The sequence below is a fragment of the Cyanobium sp. ATX-6F1 genome, from assembly GCF_047395825.1.
In the GTDB taxonomy this organism is placed as follows: Bacteria; Cyanobacteriota; Cyanobacteriia; order PCC-6307; family Cyanobiaceae; genus ATX-6F1.
In genome coordinates this window covers 352,756-371,074 of record NZ_JBCEBF010000003.1, presented here as the reverse complement: position 1 = coordinate 371,074, position 18,319 = coordinate 352,756, and the positions used below count along the sequence as shown (strand labels likewise).

General features: G+C 67.3%; 17 protein-coding genes and 9 pseudogenes. 13 read left to right on the top strand and 13 right to left on the bottom strand.

Features of this window, described 5'->3' with window-relative positions; genetic code table 11:
* Positions 1–22 precede the first annotated feature (22 nt).
* From AAF143_RS13525 to bchL, 4 genes and pseudogenes are all read left to right on the top strand, one after another.
* The gene (locus AAF143_RS13525; RefSeq protein WP_255007108.1) at positions 23–1,264 is read left to right on the top strand and encodes a ferredoxin:protochlorophyllide reductase (ATP-dependent) subunit N; all 1,242 of its coding nucleotides are present in this window, start codon (positions 23–25) and stop codon (positions 1,262–1,264) included.
* Between the two features lie 7 nt (positions 1,265–1,271).
* Positions 1,272–2,654: pseudogene (bchB, locus tag AAF143_RS13520) on the top strand (ferredoxin:protochlorophyllide reductase (ATP-dependent) subunit B); the annotation flags it as partial.
* A 122-nt stretch (positions 2,655–2,776) separates the two neighbouring features.
* Positions 2,777–2,935: pseudogene (locus AAF143_RS13515) on the top strand (hypothetical protein); the annotation flags it as partial.
* 142 nt (positions 2,936–3,077) lie between these two features.
* Positions 3,078–3,991 (top strand): annotated as a pseudogene (gene bchL, locus AAF143_RS13510) (ferredoxin:protochlorophyllide reductase (ATP-dependent) iron-sulfur ATP-binding protein).
* Here the strand turns inward: bchL and AAF143_RS13505 are convergent.
* The 3 genes from AAF143_RS13505 to psaM form a co-directional block, all read right to left on the bottom strand.
* Positions 3,947–5,038 carry a protochlorophyllide reductase gene (locus tag AAF143_RS13505; RefSeq protein ID WP_255006193.1) on the bottom strand — a complete coding sequence of 364 codons (1,092 nt, stop codon included), beginning with the start codon at positions 5,036–5,038 and terminating at the stop codon, positions 3,947–3,949. The pseudogene bchL and the gene AAF143_RS13505 sit on opposite strands and share 45 nt — an antisense overlap.
* 30 nt (positions 5,039–5,068) lie before the next feature.
* A complete protein-coding gene (locus AAF143_RS13500; protein WP_255006191.1) occupies positions 5,069–5,506 on the bottom strand; it encodes a hypothetical protein in 438 nt (145 codons plus the stop codon).
* Between the two features lie 182 nt (positions 5,507–5,688).
* Positions 5,689–5,793, bottom strand: a complete 105-nt coding sequence (gene psaM / locus AAF143_RS13495) for a photosystem I reaction center subunit XII (RefSeq protein WP_255006189.1) — start codon at positions 5,791–5,793, stop codon at positions 5,689–5,691.
* A gap of 153 nt (positions 5,794–5,946) precedes the next feature.
* Between psaM and AAF143_RS13490 the strand changes: the two genes are divergently transcribed.
* Positions 5,947–6,438, top strand: a complete 492-nt coding sequence (locus AAF143_RS13490; RefSeq protein WP_255006187.1) for a CRR6 family NdhI maturation factor — start codon at positions 5,947–5,949, stop codon at positions 6,436–6,438.
* Between the two features lie 34 nt (positions 6,439–6,472).
* Here the strand turns inward: AAF143_RS13490 and AAF143_RS13485 are convergent, their stop codons facing one another.
* From AAF143_RS13485 to AAF143_RS13475, 3 genes and pseudogenes are all read right to left on the bottom strand, one after another.
* The gene (locus AAF143_RS13485; RefSeq protein WP_414027541.1) at positions 6,473–6,616 is read right to left on the bottom strand and encodes a hypothetical protein; all 144 of its coding nucleotides are present in this window, start codon (positions 6,614–6,616) and stop codon (positions 6,473–6,475) included.
* Positions 6,568–6,825, bottom strand: coding sequence for a TSUP family transporter (locus tag AAF143_RS13480; protein ID WP_414027185.1), 258 nt, complete (start codon positions 6,823–6,825; stop codon positions 6,568–6,570). The genes AAF143_RS13485 and AAF143_RS13480 overlap by 49 nt, the downstream gene beginning before the upstream one ends.
* A gap of 70 nt (positions 6,826–6,895) precedes the next feature.
* Positions 6,896–7,249: pseudogene (locus AAF143_RS13475) on the bottom strand (TSUP family transporter); the annotation flags it as partial.
* A 43-nt stretch (positions 7,250–7,292) separates the two neighbouring features.
* Here AAF143_RS13475 and AAF143_RS13470 point away from each other — a divergent pair.
* The gene (locus AAF143_RS13470; protein WP_414027184.1) at positions 7,293–7,958 is read left to right on the top strand and encodes a lipoate--protein ligase family protein; all 666 of its coding nucleotides are present in this window, start codon (positions 7,293–7,295) and stop codon (positions 7,956–7,958) included.
* Positions 7,959–8,013: 55 nt separating this feature from the next.
* Here the strand turns inward: AAF143_RS13470 and AAF143_RS13465 are convergent.
* Positions 8,014–9,285: pseudogene (locus tag AAF143_RS13465) on the bottom strand (site-2 protease family protein).
* A gap of 140 nt (positions 9,286–9,425) precedes the next feature.
* Here AAF143_RS13465 and AAF143_RS13460 point away from each other — a divergent pair.
* From AAF143_RS13460 to AAF143_RS13445, 4 genes and pseudogenes are all read left to right on the top strand, one after another.
* Positions 9,426–9,755 (top strand): annotated as a pseudogene (locus AAF143_RS13460) (phosphoribosylanthranilate isomerase); the annotation flags it as partial.
* Between the two features lie 140 nt (positions 9,756–9,895).
* Positions 9,896–10,042: a hypothetical protein gene (locus AAF143_RS13455; protein ID WP_414027183.1), complete on the top strand. Its 147-nt coding sequence runs from the start codon at positions 9,896–9,898 to the stop codon at positions 10,040–10,042.
* A gap of 10 nt (positions 10,043–10,052) precedes the next feature.
* Complete coding sequence (locus AAF143_RS13450; RefSeq protein ID WP_414027182.1) at positions 10,053–10,331, top strand: hypothetical protein; 279 nt, start codon at positions 10,053–10,055, stop codon at positions 10,329–10,331.
* Between the two features lie 11 nt (positions 10,332–10,342).
* On the top strand, positions 10,343–10,570 hold the full coding sequence (locus AAF143_RS13445; RefSeq protein ID WP_414027181.1) for a hypothetical protein: 228 nt from the start codon (positions 10,343–10,345) through the stop codon (positions 10,568–10,570).
* Positions 10,571–10,609: 39 nt separating this feature from the next.
* Here the strand turns inward: AAF143_RS13445 and folE are convergent, their stop codons facing one another.
* From folE to AAF143_RS13415, 6 genes and pseudogenes are all read right to left on the bottom strand, one after another.
* Positions 10,610–11,371, bottom strand: a complete 762-nt coding sequence (gene folE / locus AAF143_RS13440) for a GTP cyclohydrolase I (protein ID WP_255006176.1) — start codon at positions 11,369–11,371, stop codon at positions 10,610–10,612.
* Between the two features lie 5 nt (positions 11,372–11,376).
* Positions 11,377–12,087 (bottom strand): SDR family oxidoreductase, encoded by a 711-nt coding sequence (locus AAF143_RS13435; protein ID WP_255006175.1) that lies wholly within the window; start codon positions 12,085–12,087, stop codon positions 11,377–11,379.
* Positions 12,088–12,189: 102 nt separating this feature from the next.
* Positions 12,190–13,222 (bottom strand): annotated as a pseudogene (locus AAF143_RS13430) (acetyl-CoA carboxylase carboxyltransferase subunit alpha).
* A 50-nt stretch (positions 13,223–13,272) separates the two neighbouring features.
* A complete protein-coding gene (locus tag AAF143_RS13425; RefSeq protein ID WP_255006172.1) occupies positions 13,273–14,319 on the bottom strand; it encodes a long-chain acyl-[acyl-carrier-protein] reductase in 1,047 nt (348 codons plus the stop codon).
* A 91-nt stretch (positions 14,320–14,410) separates the two neighbouring features.
* Entirely contained in the window at positions 14,411–15,151 is a 741-nt protein-coding gene (locus AAF143_RS13420) for an aldehyde oxygenase (deformylating) (RefSeq protein WP_255006168.1), read from the bottom strand.
* A 103-nt stretch (positions 15,152–15,254) separates the two neighbouring features.
* On the bottom strand, positions 15,255–16,058 hold the full coding sequence (locus AAF143_RS13415) for a creatininase family protein (RefSeq protein WP_255006153.1): 804 nt from the start codon (positions 16,056–16,058) through the stop codon (positions 15,255–15,257).
* Positions 16,059–16,157: 99 nt separating this feature from the next.
* On the opposite strand from AAF143_RS13415, the gene AAF143_RS13410 reads away from it, so the two are divergent.
* From AAF143_RS13410 to AAF143_RS13400, 3 genes and pseudogenes are all read left to right on the top strand, one after another.
* Positions 16,158–16,457, top strand: a complete 300-nt coding sequence (locus AAF143_RS13410) for a hypothetical protein (RefSeq protein WP_414027180.1) — start codon at positions 16,158–16,160, stop codon at positions 16,455–16,457.
* 92 nt (positions 16,458–16,549) lie between these two features.
* A pseudogene (locus tag AAF143_RS13405) lies at positions 16,550–17,449 on the top strand (S1 RNA-binding domain-containing protein); the annotation flags it as partial.
* Positions 17,446–18,319 (top strand): annotated as a pseudogene (locus tag AAF143_RS13400) (Tab2 family RNA-binding protein). The pseudogenes AAF143_RS13405 and AAF143_RS13400, both read left to right, overlap by 4 nt.

Below are 18,319 nucleotides of genomic sequence, written 5' to 3'. Positions count from 1 at the left end.
GATGAGCGTGTCTCCGGCTCAGCTGCCGCCCCCCGAGCTGCTCAAGGAGAGCGGCCAGCGGGAGGTGTTCTGCGGTCTCACCTCGATTGTTTGGCTGCACCGCCGCATGCCCGACGCGTTCTTCCTGGTGGTGGGCTCCCGCACCTGCGCCCACCTGGTCCAATCGGCCGCCGGCGTGATGATCTTCGCCGAGCCGCGCTTCGGCACGGCGATCCTCGGTGAACGCGACCTGGCGGGCCTGGCCGATGCCAACGAGGAACTCGACCGTCTGGTGAAGGATCTGCTGGAACGCCGGCCCGAGATCCGCACTCTCTTCCTGGTGGGCTCCTGCCCCAGTGAGGTGATCAAGCTTGATCTGGCCAAGGCGGCCGAACGGCTGTCCGCCCAGCTGCTCGGCCGGGTGCGGGTGCTCAACTATTCCGGCAGCGGCATCGAGACCACCTTCACCCAGGGGGAAGACAACGCCCTGCTGGCGATGATGCCCCTGATGGCCAGCAGCGACGAGGAGCAGCTGCTGATCGTCGGCACCCTGGCCGATGCGGTGGAGGATCGCTTCCGGCTCATCTTCGAGCGGATGGGCATCACCACAGTCCGCTGCCTGCCGCCGCGGCGTTCCACCGACCTGCCGCCCGTGGGCAAGGGAACCCGGGTGCTGCTGGCCCAGCCCTTTCTGAGCGCTACGGCCCGGGCTCTTCAGCACCGGGGAGCCACCCTGCTGCAGGCGCCCTACCCCTTCGGCGTGGAAGGCAGCCGCGACTGGATGGCGGCTGCTGCTGGGGCCTTCGGGGTGCCTTCCGCCCGCTTTGTTGAGGTGCTCGATCCCCTGGTGGAGCGGGGCCGCCGGGCCCTCGAGCCCCATCGGCAGGTGCTCGCAGGCAAGCGCTTGTTCCTGCTGCCGGATTCCCAGATGGAGATTCCCCTGGCCCGCTTTCTGGCCCGCGAATGCGGCATGGAGCTGGTGGAGGTGGGGACCCCCTACCTTGATCGCCTGCTGATGGCGGCCGATCTGGCCCTGCTTCCCGCCGGCACCCAACTCAGCGAGGGGCAGGATGTGGACCGGCAACTGGAGCGGGTACGGGCCGCCCGTCCCGACCTGGTGCTCTGTGGTCTGGGGCTGGCCAATCCGCTTGAGGCCGAAGGCATCGCCACCAAGTGGTCGATCGAGCTGGTGTTCAGCCCAATCCATGGTTGTGACCAGGCCGGCGACCTGGCCGAACTCTTCGCCCGGCCCTTGCGGCGCCGTGCTCTGCTGCAGCTCTCCTGACGTCCCCATGGAACTCACCCTCTGGACCTACGAAGGCCCCCCCACGTGGGCGCGATGCGCATCGCCACTTCGATGGAGGGGGTGCACTACGTACTCCATGCCCCCCAGGGCGACACCTATGCCGATCTGCTGTTCACGATGATCGAGCGGCGGGGACGGCGACCTCCCGTCACCTACACCACCTTTCAGGCCCGCGACCTCGGTGGTGACACCGCCGAGCTGGTGCAGCGCTCGATCCGGGAGGCGGTGGCCCGTTTCCGCCCGGAGGCGCTGCTGGTGGGCGAGAGCTGCACCGCTGAGCTGATCCAGGACCAGCCCGGCGCCCTGGCCGCCGGCATGAACTTGGGCGTGCCGATGGTGAGTCTGGAATTGCCGGCCTACTCCAAGAAGGAGAACTGGGGGGCGGCCGAGACCTTCTACCAGCTGGTGCGCACCCTGCTGAAAGACCAGATGCCCCCGCCGGGTACGGCCAAACCCTCCCCTCCCGCTGGCGCGCGGAGGGCCGCCGGCCCCGGGTCAACCTGCTGGGTCCCAGCCTGCTGGGCTTCCGCTGCCGCGACGACGTGCTGGAGATCACCCGTCTGCTGGGGCAGCACGGCATTGATGTGGCCGTGGTGGCGCCGCTGGGGGCCCGGCCCGCGGATCTGATTCGCCTACCCAGCGCCGATGCCAACGTCTGCCTCTACCCGGAGGTGGCGGGGCCGGCTTGCAGCTGGCTGGAGCGCAGCTTCGGCCTGCCGGTGGTGCGCACGGTGCCGATCGGCATCGGTGCCACTGCCGATTTCCTGCGGGAGCTGCATGCCGTTCTCGACCTTGAACTTCCGGCCGAGCTTCAGGCCACCGATGGCCGTCCGAGTGAGGCCGAACGAAGGTCCAGGCTGCCCTGGTACTCCCGCTCCGTCGACTCCACCTACCTCACCGGCAAGCGGGTGTTCATTTTCGCCGATGCCACCCATGCCATCGCCGCCGCCCGGATCGCTTCGAGGGAACTCGGCTTCCAGGTGGTGGGGCTGGGCAGCTACAGCCGCGAGCAGGCCCGGGAGGTGCGGGCCGCCGCGGCCGAACTCGGCCTGGAGGCCCTGATCACCGACGACTACCTGGCGGTGGAGAAGGCCATGGGTGAGGCGGCCGCTGAGCTGGTGCTCGGCACCCAGATGGAGCGCCACAGTGCCAAGCGGCTCGGCCTGCCCTGCGCGGTGATCAGCTCTCCGCTGCACGTCCAGGACGTGCCGGCCCGCTACGCCCCCCAGATGGGCTGGGAGGGGGCCAACGTGATTTTCGATTCCTGGGTGCACCCGCTGATGATGGGGCTGGAGGAGCATCTGATCGGGATGTTCCGCCACGACTTCGAGTTCGTGGACGGCCACCGCAGCCACCTGGGGGATGGGGCACCCTCGATGGCCCCCGCGGTGGATCAGCCCCCCTGGGGATGCCGCCGCGCCAGGCCTCGAGCGGGAGGCGACCACGGCCACGGCGGTGGCGATCCAGGCGCCGCCAACGGTGCCCGGAGAGCCCAGCTGGATGCCGGACGGGGAGGCGGAGCTGGCAAAGATCCCCTTCTTCGTGCGGGGCAAAGTTCGTAAGAACACCGAAGCCTTTGCCAGAGAGCGGGGTCTGGCGTTGATCGATGCCGAAACCCTCTACGACGCCAAGGCCCACTTCAGCCGCTGATCCAATTCAGCCGCTGATCCCTTCAACGCCGCCGATGTGTCGGTTTGCGTGTTCCCCCGACAACCGCGATCTGCCTTGATCAGGCTGTTCGCTTACGAGTGATCCGCCGGGTTGTCGGCCTTCCTTCCCCATTCGTTACCCCATGACCTCCACACTCATTCCGCCTGCGACCACCGGCCCCAGCAACCCCCGGGAAGACGGGGAAGGCAGCCTGCAGGTGCATCAGGAGCCCGGCATGGCCATCGAGGAAGGTGCCCTGGTGATCGCCGTCTACGGCAAGGGCGGCATCGGCAAATCCACCACCTCGTCGAACCTGTCAGCCGCTTTCTCGAAGCTGGGTAAACGGGTGCTGCAGATCGGCTGTGATCCCAAGCACGATTCCACCTTCACCCTCACCAAGAAGATGGTGCCCACGGTGATCGACATCCTCGAAACCGTGGACTTTCACACCGAGGAACTGCGACCTGAAGACTTCGTGTTTGAGGGCTACAACGGGGTGATGTGCGTCGAGTCGGGGGTCCGCCGGCCGGCACCGGCTGTGGCGGCTACGTCACCGGGCAGACCGTGAAGCTGCTCAAGGAGCACCATCTGCTGGAAGACACCGATGTGGTGATCTTCGATGTGCTGGGCGATGTGGTCTGCGGTGGCTTCGCCGCTCCTCTCCAGCACGCCAACTACTGCCTGATCGTGACCGCCAATGATTTCGATTCGATCTTTGCGATGAACCGGATCATGCAGGCGATCAATGCCAAGGCCAAGAACTACAAGGTGCGCCTCGGCGGCGTGATCGCCAACCGCTCCGAGGAGACCGATCAGATCGACAAGTTCAACGAGCGCACTGGCCTGCGCACCATGGCCCACTTCAAGACCGTGGACGCCATCCGCCGTTCGCGGCTGAAGAAATGCACCATCTTCGAAATGGAAAGCAGCCCGGAGGTGGATGCGGTGCAGCAGGAATACCTGAGCCTGGCCAGCAAGATGCTCAACGACGTCGAGCCTCTGGAGGCTGAATCACTGAAGGACCGCGACATCTTTGACCTGCTGGGATTCGACTGAATCCCCCAGAGGCAAAGGCAAGGGAGGGGCCGGCTCAGGCCAGCCCACCAGCTTCATCGAAAGAGCCCAGGTGCGCTGGGCGGTGCGGGGATCGCTGGCTTTTTCGGAGAGCTCCTGGAGGAATTGCTTGCCCCCTTTCTTCTGGCGGTTGCCCCAGCTCCAGTGGGCCCCAGAAACAGCAAACTCGGGATCGGCCACCACCTGGGCCACCCGCTCCCCGGCCAGGGCCTGGGTGATGTAGCCGCCGGTGATGTTCTTCTGAAACCAGGGGAAGATCTTCTGGAACAGCCGCGGGGTGTTGCGGAACAGAGGCGTGTCGGCAACGCAGCCTGGGTAGAGCGAGCTGAACACGATTCCCGTGGAGTCGTGCAGCCGGCGGTGCAGCTCCTGGGTGGTGATCATGTTGCAGAGCTTGCTGTCCTTGTAGGCCTTGCCGGGCTTGAAGGGTTGGCCGTTGGCCATCGCGATCGGCGCCCTGAAGCCCTTCTCAAAGCCGGAGAGATCGCCGAGATCGGCAGGGGCGGGGATCGGGATCTTGCCCCCGAGCTCCTTGGAGTTGGCCGTCACCGTTCCCAGAATCACCACGCGCCGGGAGGGGTGGCTTGAGCGCTCGAGCTCTTCGAGCAGCATCTGGATGAGCAGGAAATGGCCGAAGTGATTGGTGGCCATCGAGATCTCATAGCCCTGGGGCGAGCGTTCTGCCTCCTTGAGTTGGGGCTTGTAGACCGCCGCGTTGATCACCAGGGCGTCGAGGGGAAACCCCAGGGAATTCACCAGGGCTTCGACACCGATCCGCACGCTGTTGAGGTCGCCCAGGTCAATGCGCAGGTGATGGAGGTGCTCGGGCGAGATGCCCAGGGCGTTGGCTGCCGCCGCTGCACGGACCGGGTCGCGGTTGGCGGTGACCACCGTCCAACCCCGATCCACCAGGGCCTTGACAGCGTTGAGGCCCACCCCTGAAGTGGTGCCTGTGATGAGAACGTTGCCGGCATCGCCCCCGCCGCTGGCTGCGGCCGTGGAGGGGCTGGTCGATGGCTCGGCGGGCATGGCAACCGTGACAGTGACGGAAGCCTCAACCTAAGGACGCAGGGTGGCCTTCCCGGCCTGGCCGGGAACGTGCTCAACAGACGGAAATGGGCTCCGTTGGAGCTGCTGCCAGACCACCCGCAGACGGTTGGGGGCGATCCACTGGTTCTGCTCGCCGATCAGGCGCTGTTCACCATTGGTGGCAAACAGGCTGTCGAAACGCTCCTGGGCCTTGGTGAGTTTGGCGTTCTCAATGTCAAGAATGGCGGAGAGCTCACCGTTGCGATCCAGGCGTTCCTGGTAGGCGCCGGCGATGCGGAAAAGGCTGACCACCACCACGCAGGACAGTCCCAGCTTCACGGACAATCCGATCACGCTGCAGAGCAGTTCCCGTCGCTCGCTGGAGAGGCCACAGGCGGCCACTCGCTCGCCTGTGGCCTGGGGGCTGAGGGCCACGTCTCCAAAGGCGGGCAGCGCATGCAAGGGCACCGCCCGTGGACCTGACGCCTTGGCGGACTCAACCCGGGATGACTGGCGTCCCCCTTTAGGCCGCTGGGATGAGCGACTCGCGGCGCGAACGGGTGTGCTGGTCAACGCTGGCGCTCCGATCGACCCTGCTTGTAGCAGAGCTTGATCGATGTGCCAAGGGATCCGACCCGCTGGCTGCGGGATCAGGCCTTGTAGAGACTCACCGCCAGGCGCACGGCGAGCACGCCGGCGTGGGCAGCCACCACAAGGGCAATCAGAATTTCGGCCTGGGTAATCGAGGAGATCATGACCCTTGGCAAGTTGATTTTGTCCTGGCCATTGTCCTGGCTCAGAGCGAGAAGTTCATCGCCAGGGCTGTTGCTGTCACAGCTCTTGATGGCCCGAGCGCCATCCCCGCTCAGGGCCCCTTAGGGTCCGCTCGCAGCGATGAGCCCCGCACCTTGCCGGTTTCCCTCCCCACCTTGATCCAGCTCGATCCCGTGGTGATCCGAAACCTTGATCTGGCCCCACTGGCCCCCTGGGCGGAGCTGGGGGCGGCGGATCTGCTGGGCCTCGGACCGGTGCTGGAACTTGAATTCAATTGGCCCCTGCAGGAGGGCGATCCCCGGGAGCGCTCCGAGATCCCTGAGCTGAGGCTCTGGAGCCTGCGGGCGGATGCCCTTTACCCCTGGTTACCCCTGGTGCTGGAGCGCGGCGGCGGCCAGCTGGCCCGCCATGTGGCGATGCTGCTGCCCCATGGCTTCAGTCCCAGCGAGGGGTTGCGCTTCGCCCCGGAGAGTCTGGAGCTCTGGATCACCCACCGGCTGTTTCAGCTCGAGGCCTGGGGTGCCCGCCAGGGCATCGCCACTCGGGCGAACCTGGCCCAGATGGCCGCCGTGCTCGGTTACGAGTTGGATCAGGAATTCTGGAAGCCCCTGGACGCCAACCCATGAACCAGGCTGGCCGCACCACCACCGGGCCCAGGCCTCAAGCGGCCAGCAACAGGATCGACGCCCTTCGGCAGCTGTCCACCGCCAGGCTGATCGCCACCAGCCGCAGCATCCACACCAGCTGCCCCTCACTCACCCGGTTGAGCCGGGACGCCGACCACTGGGAACCAACCGCAGCCATCCCCCCAGCAACAGGGCGGTGACCAGTTCACCCCGGCCATCGGCCAGGAAGGCCGGTGAGGCGGCGGCGGACGCGCAGAACACGGCCAGGGTGCTGAGGCGGATCGCCAGATGAATCGGCAGCTTCAGCGCCCGCACCATCAGCGGCACCATCACCAGGCCGCCGCCCACCCCCAGCATCCCCCCGGCAAACCCCGTCACCACGCCCACCGCCCCCAGGCCCCAGAGGGGTGGCCCCCCGGGGGAGCTGGAGTTCGTGTTCAGGGTCGGGCCGTGCCCCCTTCGGCTGGATCGAGAACGCCACCACCAGGTACATCAGCGCCTGCAGGGCCAGCAGTTGCCAGCCGCTGAGCACGCGGCCCACGTGGCTGAACAGCACGCCGGTGACCAGGGCGCCTGCGCCGATGGCCATCCCCGGCCCCAGGGGAAGGCTGCGGCTGCGCAGGTGGGCCCAGGTGCCCGCCAGGGTGGTGGGGACGATGGCCAGGGTGCTCGTGGCCATGGCCTGGTGGGGATCCAGGCCCAACATCAGCAGCAGCGGCGAGAACACCAGACCGCCGCCGATGCCCAGCACCCCAGAGAGCAGACCCGCCAGGATGCCCAGCGGTAGCAACGGCAGCAGGTGCCAAGGCATGGTCCCGCAGCCTCCCCATTCCACTGCCGCCCCAGCATCCCCCATGGCCCCCACCCCTAGGCCTTGGCGGTGGATTCCACCGCTGACCCTGCCGGGTGATTGGCAGATGGCCATCGACGACTGGTTGCTCGATGAGCTGGTGGCGGGCCGCAGTGGGCCCGTGCTGCGGCTCTACCGCTGGTCGCGCCCCACCCTGTCGCTGGGCTGGCACCAGCGCAGCCTGCAGCCCCACTGGGCTGATCTGCCGGCCGAGGCGGGCATCGAGCTTGTGCGGCGCCCCTCGGGCGGACGTGCCGTGCTCCATGCCGGCTGCCTCACCTATGCCCTGCTCTGGCCCGATCCTCCCGCGTCACGCCCGCTTGCCTACCGGCAGGCCTGCGCCTGGCTGCGCGAGGCCTTCGCCGTGCTTGGGCAACCCCTGCTCCTGGGTACGGCGGCCGCCAACGGCCAGCGCAGCAGCTGCTTTGCCACCAGCACGGCCGCCGACCTGGTGCATGCAGGCGGCGCCAAGCGCGTGGGCAGTGCCCAGCTCTGGCGACGGGGCCGCCTGCTGCAGCACGGCAGCCTGCTGCTGGATCCGCCCGAGACGCTCTGGCGGCAGGTGTTCGGCCAGCCGCCGCCGCTCCTTCCCCGATGCCGTTGCCGGATCAGGAGCTCGAAACGTTGCTGCTCCGAACGGCGGTCACCCACCTGGTGGAAGGTGAGCTGATCAGTCGGCCCCTGGAGAGCCGTGAGCTGGCCCAGATCGAGGCCCGCCGGGAGCGCTACCGCTGGGGCGAAGCGGGGACCTGAGGGCCGGTGGTGGGCTCGGCGACGGTTTCGCCGCTGGCCAGCATCGAGCGGGCCACCTGTCCAAGGGCCAGGCCGAGGGGATAGCCCCCTGGCGTTGGGCGGCCTCCACCAGCGCCTTCGGCAATTTCAAGCCCATGCGCGAAAGCACCGCTTCGGAGAGGTCGGAGCGCTCCAGGGTGCCGCTGGGGAGCCCAGCGGCGCTGAGCACCAGCAGCCGCCTGAGGTCGGGTTCATCCAGTTGCAGGGCGGCCTCCCACAGGGGCGCATCCTCGCGAATGCTGGAGAGGCTGCTGAGCGGCTTGAGATGGTCACCCAGGCGCTCCCCATCCCAGCGCTGCACCGGCAGGGCCTTGAGCGGCTCATCGTCGATCACCCCCTGCCAGCGGCCCCGATCACAGACCAGCAGCCAGTCGCCATTGCCGTCATCGTCGGCCATGCGCACGCGGCTGAGCTCCCGCAGGCTGGTGCTGGATTCCAACACCCGGAAGCGGCGCTTGGCCGCATCCCGCACTTTGAGGTCCCGCAGGGCCTTCTGAAGCGCCAGCACCTGAAGTTGATTGCGGGCGGCACCGAGGCCAAACCAACCCAGCAGGATCAGCCAGAGCCCGCCGATGCCCCCACCCCTCAGCACCAGCACCGTGCCGAATCCCACCGCCAGCAGGGAAAGGAAACGTCCGCAGCCGACCGCCACCTTCACGCCCTTGCGCTGGCTGCCGGTGGCCTGCCAGACCAGCGCCTTGACGATCAATCCGCCATCGAGAGGCAGACCGGGCAGCAGGTTGAACAGCCCCAGCACCAGATTCAGAACCCCCAGCTCAGCGGCCATGGCCCCCAGCAGGGGGAAACATGGGCCAGCAGGTGGGTGGAGGCGATCAGCCCAGCCGCCAACAGCAGGCTGACAACGGGCCCGGCCACCGCCACCACCAAGGCCCCCAGGGAGTGGTCGATTCCCGCTCGACGCTGGCCACGCCCCCCAGCAAAAACAGCGTGATGCTGCGCACCTTCACCCCCTGGGCCATCGCCACGAAGGAATGCCCCAGTTCATGCAGCAGCACCGAGACGAACAGCAGCAGCGCCGTCAGGAAGGCCAGCACCCAGAGGCTCCCGGCGCTGGCGGACCCGGCCAGCTCCTGGCCGTAGCGCTCCTGGAAGCCCAGGGTGGCCAGGGCCAGGATCACGAACCAGCTGGGATGGATGCGCAGGGGGATCCCCCGGATCGTCATCAGCTGCCAGCCCTCACCCACGCGATCTGCCTCGGCGATGCCCCGCTCGCGCAGGGCCCCATGGGACTGATCCTAGAAAGGTCCTGTGCCCCGATCGACCTCCCTTGCCGGCGCCTCGACTCAAGATTTGCGGCCTGCGGCGGCCCGAGCAGGCGGCGGCGGTGGCTCGGCTCGGGGTCGATGCGATCGGTGTGATCGGCGTCGCTGGCACCCCGCGCTTCCTGGAGGCGGCCCTGCGTCCCGCCCTGTATGCGGCGGTGGCGGCCGCCAACCCATCGGTGCTGCGCGTGCTGGTGGTGGCGGATCCAGATTCCGCCGCCCTCGATGAGCTGCGTCCAGGCCGTGGGCATCAGGCGCTGCAACTGCACGGCGAGGAAAGTCCGGCGTTCTGCGCCGAGCTGCGCGAGCGCCTCGGCTGCCCGATCTGGAAGGCCCTGCGGGTGCGCTCGGCGGCTGATCTGGATCGGGCCCTGGCCTACGAAGGCGCCGTGGAGGCGCTGGTGCTCGATGCCTGGGTGCCCGATCAACTGGGGGGCACGGGCCAGGCGATTCCGGTGGCCTGGCTGCGTGATTTCACCCCCTGCCCTGGTGGCTGGCGGGCGGAGTATCCCCGGAGCGCCTCCCTGGGCTGTTGCAACAGCTGCGGCCCGATGGCTTCGATGCCTCCAGCGCCGTGGAGCGCTCCCCCGGCGACAAGGACCTGGCCAGGGTGGAGGCCCTGCTGAGCGCCCTCAGGCAAGGGTCAGAACACGAGATGGGCGAAGATCGCCTCGGTTGATCCTCGATCGATGCGCCGTTTTCGCCCCTTGACTCCGCTGGCCCTCTCGGGCCTGGCTCTGCTGGCCTGCGCCGGTTGGCCGGCCAGGGCCCAGGACATGCTTCCCGGTTGTCAGCTGGTGGGGGGCACCCTGCAGTGCGTGCCGGGGCTGACGGCGGATCCCCAGCAGCAGATCAGCGTGCTGCGCCAGCAGATCGGCGCGGATCAGAAGCTGGAGGGGCGATCCAGCAGACCGCTGACGGGCTCAATGGCGTGGTCTTGTCCGGTCAGGCGGTCGAAGGAGCTCTGATCTGGGCGAGCTTGCGGACCTCCTCCTTGGCGGGCCTGCCCTCCAGGGCCTACCACTGGTACCGGCTGGCCCCGGGCGATCGCCGCTGGAGCCTGATCCCTGGGGCCAACGGTCTCACCTACTCCCCTGGCTCTACTGATCTGGGCCGCCAGCTGGTGGTGGTGGTCGTGGTGCCGCAGGGCGGCGGGGTCAAGCGCGTGGCCTCGGCCCCGATCGGTCCGGTGCTCAAGGCCAACTGAGGCGATCGACGGGCGCCTTTTCCTGCGCCTCGATCAGATTCAGGTGGTCAGCAGCGCCTGCTGTTGGCGCACCAGTTCGAAGAACTCCTGCTTCAGGCTCGGGTCGTGGCGGAAATCGCCGCGCACCACTGAGTTGACCATGCTGGTCTGGGGTTCCTTCACCCCACGCCACTTCATGCAGTAGTGCTGCGCCTTCACCAGGATCGCGAGACCCTGGGGTTCGCAGAGGCGCTCAATCTCGTCGGCCAGGATCATCACCGCCTCCTCTTGAATGTGGGGTCGGGAGAACACCCAATCGGCCACCCGGGCAAATTTCGACAGACCGATCACCCGTTCACCGGGCTTGATCCCGATCCAGCAATTGCCCAGGATCGGCACGAGATGGTGGGAGCAGGCGGAGCGCACGCTGATCGGGCCGACGGTGTAGATCTCGTCGAGCTGCTTGACGTTGGGGAAGCTGGCAATCTTCGGTTGCTTCTGATAGCGGCCCTTGAACACCTCATGGAGGTACATGCGGGCCACACGCTCGGCTGTTTCCTCGGTGTTGTGATCGTTGTCAATGTCGATCACGAGGCTGCGCAGCAGTTCACGCACCTTGCCGGCCACCTCGATCTCCAGCTGGTCGAGTTCACCCTCCTGGAGGAAGTCCGCCAGGTTGTCGTTGGCCATGAAGGGGACGCCTGCCTCCTCCAGCCGCTCACGGATGCGCAGGCTGATTGGTCCGGGAACGGTTTGGGGGGTGCTGACCAGCTTGTGCGCAGCGGTCTTGAGCCCCCTGCTGGAGGGAAGAGTGGTTGTCATGGAGATCAAAAGGTTCCCGTGGCGGGCATGAGGGTGATGTCATCCACCACCTGAGATCGAGGCTGTTGGGCCAGAAACAACAGGGCTTCCGCCGCTTGATCTGGTGAAAGCATGGCACGGCGATCGAAGTCGGCGTGGACGGTTTCCGTCTCCCAAAGGGGTGTGTTGACCGCCCCAAGGGTGAGGGTGCTCACCCGAATGCCGTTGCTCCGCTCCTCCTCGGCCAGACAACGGCTGAACGATTCAAGGGCGGCTTTGCTGGCGCAGTAGGCACCCCATGTGGGGAACGCCTTTCGGGAAGCGTGGCTGTTCACGTTGATGATCAGCCCGCCTTCGGCGGAACGCAAGTGGGGGAGCACCGCCTGGGTGACCTGGAACACACTGGTGAGGTTGAGTTGAAACAGCCATTGCCAGTGACGCAACTCCATGGTTGCCAGCTCTCCGGTGTAGGCCCCGCCGGCGTTGTTGATCAGCACTGACGGGAGGAGCCCCCGTCCGAGCAGATCGTCGAGGGCGGGAACCACCGCCGCCGGATCGCTGAGATCCACCGTGACGGTTTCCACCCTCTGGCCCAGCGGGGCGAGATCCAGGGCCAGCGCCTCCAGGTCGGAAGCGGTGCGAGCCAGTAACAGGAGGTCGTGACCCGCCTGGGCGAATCGACGGGCCGCCGCCGCGCCGATGCCCCGAGAAGCGCCTGTGATCAGAACAGCTGTCAAGGCGAATGCAGTTCAAAGTGAACTCTAGGAATGCACAGGGGAATCTGTGGCGCCGAAATCGGTGGCTCCGTTGCCTGAGCTTCCCGGCCCGTTGTCTTCCGCCTAATCCGGTTCGGCTGGGCAGGACTCCGCCAGCGTCGATGGACCAACAGCTGATTCCCCACCGGCTGTGGCCGCCGATTCCAGGAACTGGCCCATGCGCCGGAACTTGGCGTACCGCTCCTCGAGAAGACGGCTCACGCTGCACCCCTTGAGCTCTTCCAGGTGCCGCAGCAGGGCCTCTCGCAGGGCGGCGGCGGCCTCCAGTGGAGCCCAATGGTTTCCCCCTGAAGGTTCGCGGATCACATCATCGATGACACCGAGCTGGAGCAGATCGCTGGCGGTGATCTTGAGGGCGGCGGCCGCCGCTGGAGCCTTGGCGGCATCGCGCCAGAGGATCGAGGCGCAGGCTTCCGGGCTGGCGACCATGTAGACGCTGTGCTCGAACATCAGCAGCCGGTCGGCGACGCCGATCCCCAGAGCACCGCCGGAGCCCCCTCGCCGATCACCGTGGCGATGATCGGCACCCGCAGGCGGAACATCTCGCGCAGGTTCACGGCGATCGCCTCCCCCTGCCCCTGCTCCTCCGCCAGCACACCGGCGTAGGCCCCCGGGGTGTCGATGAAGCTGAGGATCGGCAGCCGGAAGCGGTCGGCGTGTTCCATCAGCCGCAGGGCCTTGCGGTAGCCCCCGGGGAGGCCATGCCGAAGTTGCGGGCCATGTTTTCCTTGGTGTCGCGGCCCTTCTGGTGGCCGATCAGCAGCACCGACTGGTCGCCGATGCGCCCCACACCGCCGATCAGGGCCTGATCATCCGAGCCGCGCCGGTCGCCGTGGAGTTCGTACCACTCGTCGGTGATCAGTTGGATGTAATCGAGGGTGCTGGGCCGCTGGGGATGGCGGGCCACCTGGATCTTCTGGGCTGGGCTGAGCGCACTGAAGATGTCCTCGCGACGACGGGCCGCCAGGGTTTCCAGCTGAAGCAGCTGCTGGCTGACATCGACTTCTGAATCCTTGGCCAGCTGCCGGATCTGCTCGATCTGCTCCTCGAGTTCCACCAGGGGTTTTTCGAAGTCCAGCAGGGGGCGGCGGGCCATGGGTTACGGATGGATGAACGGCGCGATCAGGAGCGAGCAGACGGGGCTTGTCAAACGCTTGCCAGGGCGCCGAGCTGGGAGGGCGTCAGGCCCAGGGCCTGGAATCCGTGGCGCACGGAAGCCTCACCGATCTTCTCCATGTTGGTCAGGGTGATGTTGTTGCGCCCCCAGCTGAAGTTGGTGTGCAGGCCCTCGAAGTCCAGCAGCATCGCTTCGGCAAAACAGGCGAACAGCTGGCGTTGGGGTTTGTCCATATCGGCGACATCCATCATCTTCCAGCCGATGTCCTGCCAGAACTCGACGATCCCGCCCTTGAGCACGTGCACACCATTGCCGGCCACCTTGGTGTCGAGGTTCTTGGGATAGCCGCCGTCGATCATCAGGCAGGGCTTAGGAATCCGAGCGGCGTCGATCTCCAGGGTCTGGGGCAGGCTCGCCACCCACACCACCACATCCGCTTCCGCCAGGGCCGCCTCCAGCTCAAGAATGCGGGCCGACACCAGTTCGTCCGCCAGGTCGAGCAGGGGCTGGGCCTGGCGGGCCACCAGCAGCAGCTCAGCCACGCCTGTGCGGTGATGCAGCCAGCGGCAGACGGCGCTGCCGATGTCGCCTGTGGCGCCCACCACCGCCACCTTGGCCCGGTTCAGATCGATGCCCAACAAAGGGGCGTTGCATTCCACCTGACGGCAGATCACCCAGGCGGTGTGGGTGTTGCCGGTGGTGAAGCGCTCCCAATGCAGGGTGGTGGAGCGGATCTGCTGGAACTGCAGCAGCTTGAAGTTCTCAAAGATGATCGAGGTGAAGCCCCCCAGGGCGGTGATGTCGATGCCGCTCTTCTGGGCCAGTTCCATGGCGTTGAGCACCTTGCGGCGAGCCGTTTTGAAGCGGCTGAGCATCTCCGGCACGAAGCAGGAGTCGATGTAGGACCCTTTGATCGTGGCGCCCATGGCGCTGGTGACCTGAACCGTTTCCAGCAGCTGGGGTGGGGCACTGCACCACATGTCCAAATCGCCGTCGGCGTAGTCGTCGTAGCCGAGGGTGCGGGCCTTCAGCCGTGCTTCCTGGAAACTGCTGGAGTGACCGATCAGACCAAACATGCGCGGCGAGTGAACGGAAGCTGAATCTGGGTCCAGTGGAGCACGCGACGTTCCCGGCCCCCATCCGGGCACGACCGGTTGAAGGGGAGGCTCAGACCAGGGCCGCCGCAGCCATCCGGGCAATCTCCCGGGTGCTGAAGCCGATGTGGGTGAGGGCCTCTTGGTACGCGATCAGGAAATCCTCGATCAGGTCTTCCTTGTCCATCTGCAGCACAGCCGCGTCGGCGGCCACCCGATCGAGCATGGTTCGCACCAGGGGCAGGTTGGCCCGGTTGGCAAGCTCGAGCTCCTCGCGGCTGGCTTCGAAGTTGGCCTTCAGCCATTCCTGGCCGTAGTTGAGGTGGGTGTACTCGTCCTTGACGACCCCTTCGGTGATCTTGCGGGCGAAGGGATCGGCGACAGGAATGTAGATGTGATACGCCGCGATCGCGAAGGCTTCGATCAACAGGGCCTGGATCAGCAGGCAGGTCACCACCTTGCCGTCAGCCAGGGCGACCTGGAAGTTGCCGTGGAGCGGAGAGAAGAATTCCTTGGCGAAGTCCATGTCGGCTTCCACCTCAAGATTCTTGGCGCAGGCGGTGAAGCCCTTCATGTGCTTGAGCTCCATGCGGGCCAGCCGGCCCAGCTCTTCCGCCTGATCGGGGATCAAGGTGCCCAGGGAGATGTAATTGTCGTGGGCTTCCTGCTCCCCTTCGATCACGATCGCGTTGATGCGGCTGTAGGCATCCTTGTAGCCGGCGCTGCTGAAATCCGGGAGCTCGGCGCCGGAAACCGCGCCCGAAACGCCAAGGGAGGTGATGGAGCTGGCCGCGTCGGATTCGAGGGTCGGCATGGCGTCCATTCAGCGCTGATGAAGCCTTGACTGTAGCCATGGCCGCAGGCCAGCGGCTATGGGCGGCTTCCATGCCATGCCATGCCAGGGCACCGGGCACCCCTCAGCCTGGTTTCGGTCCCTTGACCGCGCGGGGTGGCCAGTCGCTGGTCAACAGGTTGGTCAGCAGCTCGCACCAGCCGTCGACCAGGGCTCGGTGCAGGGAGCCCCCGAGCTGATCCGAGGCATGGGCGGCATCGCCCACCACTCCGGAACGTGAGAGCTCGGCCGTGAGCCAGGCATCGGGCACCGCCCCCTCCAGGCTCCAGCCCGCCGGGGGAGGGAGGGCCAGCTGGCCATCCCGGGGACGCTCGGGCCCCACCAGCTCCGGGGCCAGATGCAGCATCAGGCTGGTTTCCGCCAGGCCCGCGTGCAGGCCCTCGCTGCGCTCGGGTTCCGGCAGCTGGGCGCTGATGCCCGGTGGGCCGCTCCAGAGGAAGCAGGGCAGCACCGCCAGCTCAGGGTGTTCCGCCCGCAGTTGGCGGGCCGCCGCCTGCAGCAGGCCGATCTGACCGCCATGGCCGTTGAACAGCACCACGCGCTCGAACCCCGTGCGCGCCAGGTCCGCGCCCACCGTCACCACCAGTTGGATCATCAGCTCCGCCCCCAGGCTCACGGTGCCGGGGAAGTCCCGGTGCTCGGGGGAGAACCCGAATGGACTCAGGGGCAGCTGCCAGATCGGCAGCTGGGGGTCCAGCCGCTCGAGCACGGCGCCGGCGATCCGCTCGGCGAAGACCGCGTCGGTGCCCAGGGGCAGGTGGGGTCCGTGCTGCTCGAAGGCGCCGAAGGGCCAGAGCACCGTGCTGCCGGGGCGGGCGGCGGCCGCCTGCACCTCGGGCCAGGCCATCTGGGCCAGGGAGCGTTTCATCCGAGGGGGCCTCTCTAGAGTGAAAGGCTGTCACCTTTTCCAGGCCATGGCCGGATCCGGCACCCCTCAGCCGCCTCAACCGGCCCGTTCCCCCGGCCCGTGCCGCCGAACTCCGCCCGTCCCCCGGTGGAGGTGGCGGCGGCTCCCGCCCCCTCCCGTCAGCCCCTGCAGGTGCTGCACATCAGCAAGCGGGAGGAACAGCAGCAGCTCGAGCGTCAGGCCGCCGCCGCCAGGGCCGAGGCCGAGGCGGCCAGTCAGCGGGCGAACGAACTGGAGAACGCCGCCCGGGTCGCCCGCGGCGAAGCCCCCTGCAGGCCCCACTCCCGCCGGCTCCACCCTCGCGGCTGGGGGCTTCAGGTGATGAGGCCCTGTTTGATCTGGGTTCCCTCGAGGGGCTGACCATGGCCGATCTGCTCGGCCCGGCCGACAGCGGGGCCAAGCGGCGCACCGCTGGGGCGCCCTCGGCGGCTCCCGCAGCGGCCAGCACATCCCGCACCGTCGATGAGTTCGACTTCGATGAGGAGGCCTTCCTGGCCGCCCTCGACGAGAACGAGCCCGTGGGGACCACCGGCGAAGTGGTTCGTGGGGTGGTGATCGGCCCCGAGAGCGACGGGGTCTATGTGGACATCGGCGGCAAGGCCCCCGCCTTCATGCCCAAGAGCGAATGCGGCCTCGGGGTGATCACCAACATCAAGGAGCGTTTCCCCAAGGGTTTGGCGATCGAGGTGCTTGTCACCCGTGAGCAGAACGCCGACGGCATGGTGACGATCAGCTGTCGGGCCCTGGCCCTGCGCCACAGCTGGGACAAGGTCAAGCAGCTGGAGAAGGATGGCAAGGTGGTGCAGGTGAAGATCACCGGCTTCAACCGTGGCGGTGTCACCGGCGATCTCGAGGGTCTACGGGCCTTCATCCCTCGCTCCCAGCTGCAGGAGGGCGAGAACCACGAAGCCCTGGTGGGCAGGACCCTCGGCCTGGCCTTCCTTGAGGTCAATGCTGACACCCGCAAACTGGTGCTCTCGGAGAAGCGGGCCGCCAGCGCCGCGCGCTTCTCCGATCTCGAGGTGGGTCAATTGGTGGAGGGCCAGGTGGTCTCGGTGAAGCCCTATGGCTTCTTCGTGGATCTGGGCGGTGTCAGTGGCCTGCTGCACCACTCCTGTGTCACGGGCGGAAGCATGCGGGAGCTGCGCGAGGTGTTCGACCAGGGCGATCGGGTCAAGGCACTGATCACCGAGCTGGATCCCGCCAGGGGTCGGATCGCCCTGAACACCGCCCTGCTCGAGGGCCAGCCCGGAGAACTGCTGATCGACAAGGAGAAAGTCATGGCGGAAGCCGTCGATCGGGCCAACCGCGCCCGCAGCGTGCTGCGCCAGCAGGAGCAGAACGCCGGATGATCACGGCCGTCCTCGCCGACTGGGAACTCGATTACTACTCCAGGCCGGTGCTCGAGCCGGATGGCAAGAAGCGCTGGGAGCTGTTGATCTGCTCAAGCCCCTCCCTGGAGGGAGCAGAGCCGTCCTTTCGCTGGTCCCTGACCTGCCCCGCCGGCAGTGTCAATTCCGCCTGGCTCAAGAGAGCCCTGGACCAGGCCCTGGCCGAGGCGAGCCACCAGGGTTTCGGCCCGCCCCGCCGGCTGCGCTGTTGGCGGGGGTCGATGCGCACCATGGTGCAGCGGGCCGCAGAACAACTGGGCCTCGATGTGGTGCCGTCCCGTCGTTGCTATGCCCTGGTGGAGTGGCTTCAGGAACGTCAGCGCTCGGTCTACCCCCAGGAGCCTGGCTACATGGCCGGTCCCCTGGCGCCCCCCCGCAGCGATTCAGCCCCTGGCGCTGCCCCTGCCGGAGGAGGTGCGCGGGGACAGCTGGGAATGGGCCACGATTCCCCTGGCGGATCTGCGCGAAGCGTCCCAGTGGCCGATCGGCTTCTCCGGCCTGGTGGCGCTGCCGAAGGACCTCGACGGCGATGTGCCGGTGCCGGGGTTGCGCCTGTTCAGCCGCGGCCGGGCGTTGGCCATCGCCGGTTGGCTGGCGGGTCTGGAGCCCGTGAGGCTGGAGATCGCCGGCCAGCAACTGGTGTTGGAGGCGGGAATCGAAGCGCGCTGGTTGCTGGCCAACCTGGCGCCCGATGAAGCGGCGGCGGCGGCGGCGGCCTTTCGCTCCGCCCGCGAGCAGGCTGGCGGGGTCCAGTTCATCGGCGTTCAGGCGAGCGAGAGCGATGCGCGCTTGGAGGGGTTCTGGCTGCTGCGGGATCTCCCCGACCCCTGA

Coding starts and splice junctions, on each gene's coding strand:
- AAF143_RS13505 (WP_255006193.1), bottom strand. CDS start 5,038: ATGCCCGCCGAGCCATCGACCAGCCCCTCCACGGCCGCAGCCAGCGGC.
- AAF143_RS13450 (WP_414027182.1), top strand. CDS start 10,053: ATGCGCCGTTTTCGCCCCTTGACTCCGCTGGCCCTCTCGGGCCTGGCT.
- AAF143_RS13420 (WP_255006168.1), bottom strand. CDS start 15,151: ATGCCGACCCTCGAATCCGACGCGGCCAGCTCCATCACCTCCCTTGGC.
- psaM (WP_255006189.1), bottom strand. CDS start 5,793: ATGATCTCCTCGATTACCCAGGCCGAAATTCTGATTGCCCTTGTGGTG.
- AAF143_RS13485 (WP_414027541.1), bottom strand. CDS start 6,616: ATGGCTGCGGTTGGTTCCCAGTGGTCGGCGTCCCGGCTCAACCGGGTG.
- AAF143_RS13470 (WP_414027184.1), top strand. CDS start 7,293: ATGGCCCCCACCCCTAGGCCTTGGCGGTGGATTCCACCGCTGACCCTG.
- AAF143_RS13415 (WP_255006153.1), bottom strand. CDS start 16,058: ATGAAACGCTCCCTGGCCCAGATGGCCTGGCCCGAGGTGCAGGCGGCC.
- AAF143_RS13425 (WP_255006172.1), bottom strand. CDS start 14,319: ATGTTTGGTCTGATCGGTCACTCCAGCAGTTTCCAGGAAGCACGGCTG.
- folE (WP_255006176.1), bottom strand. CDS start 11,371: ATGACAACCACTCTTCCCTCCAGCAGGGGGCTCAAGACCGCTGCGCAC.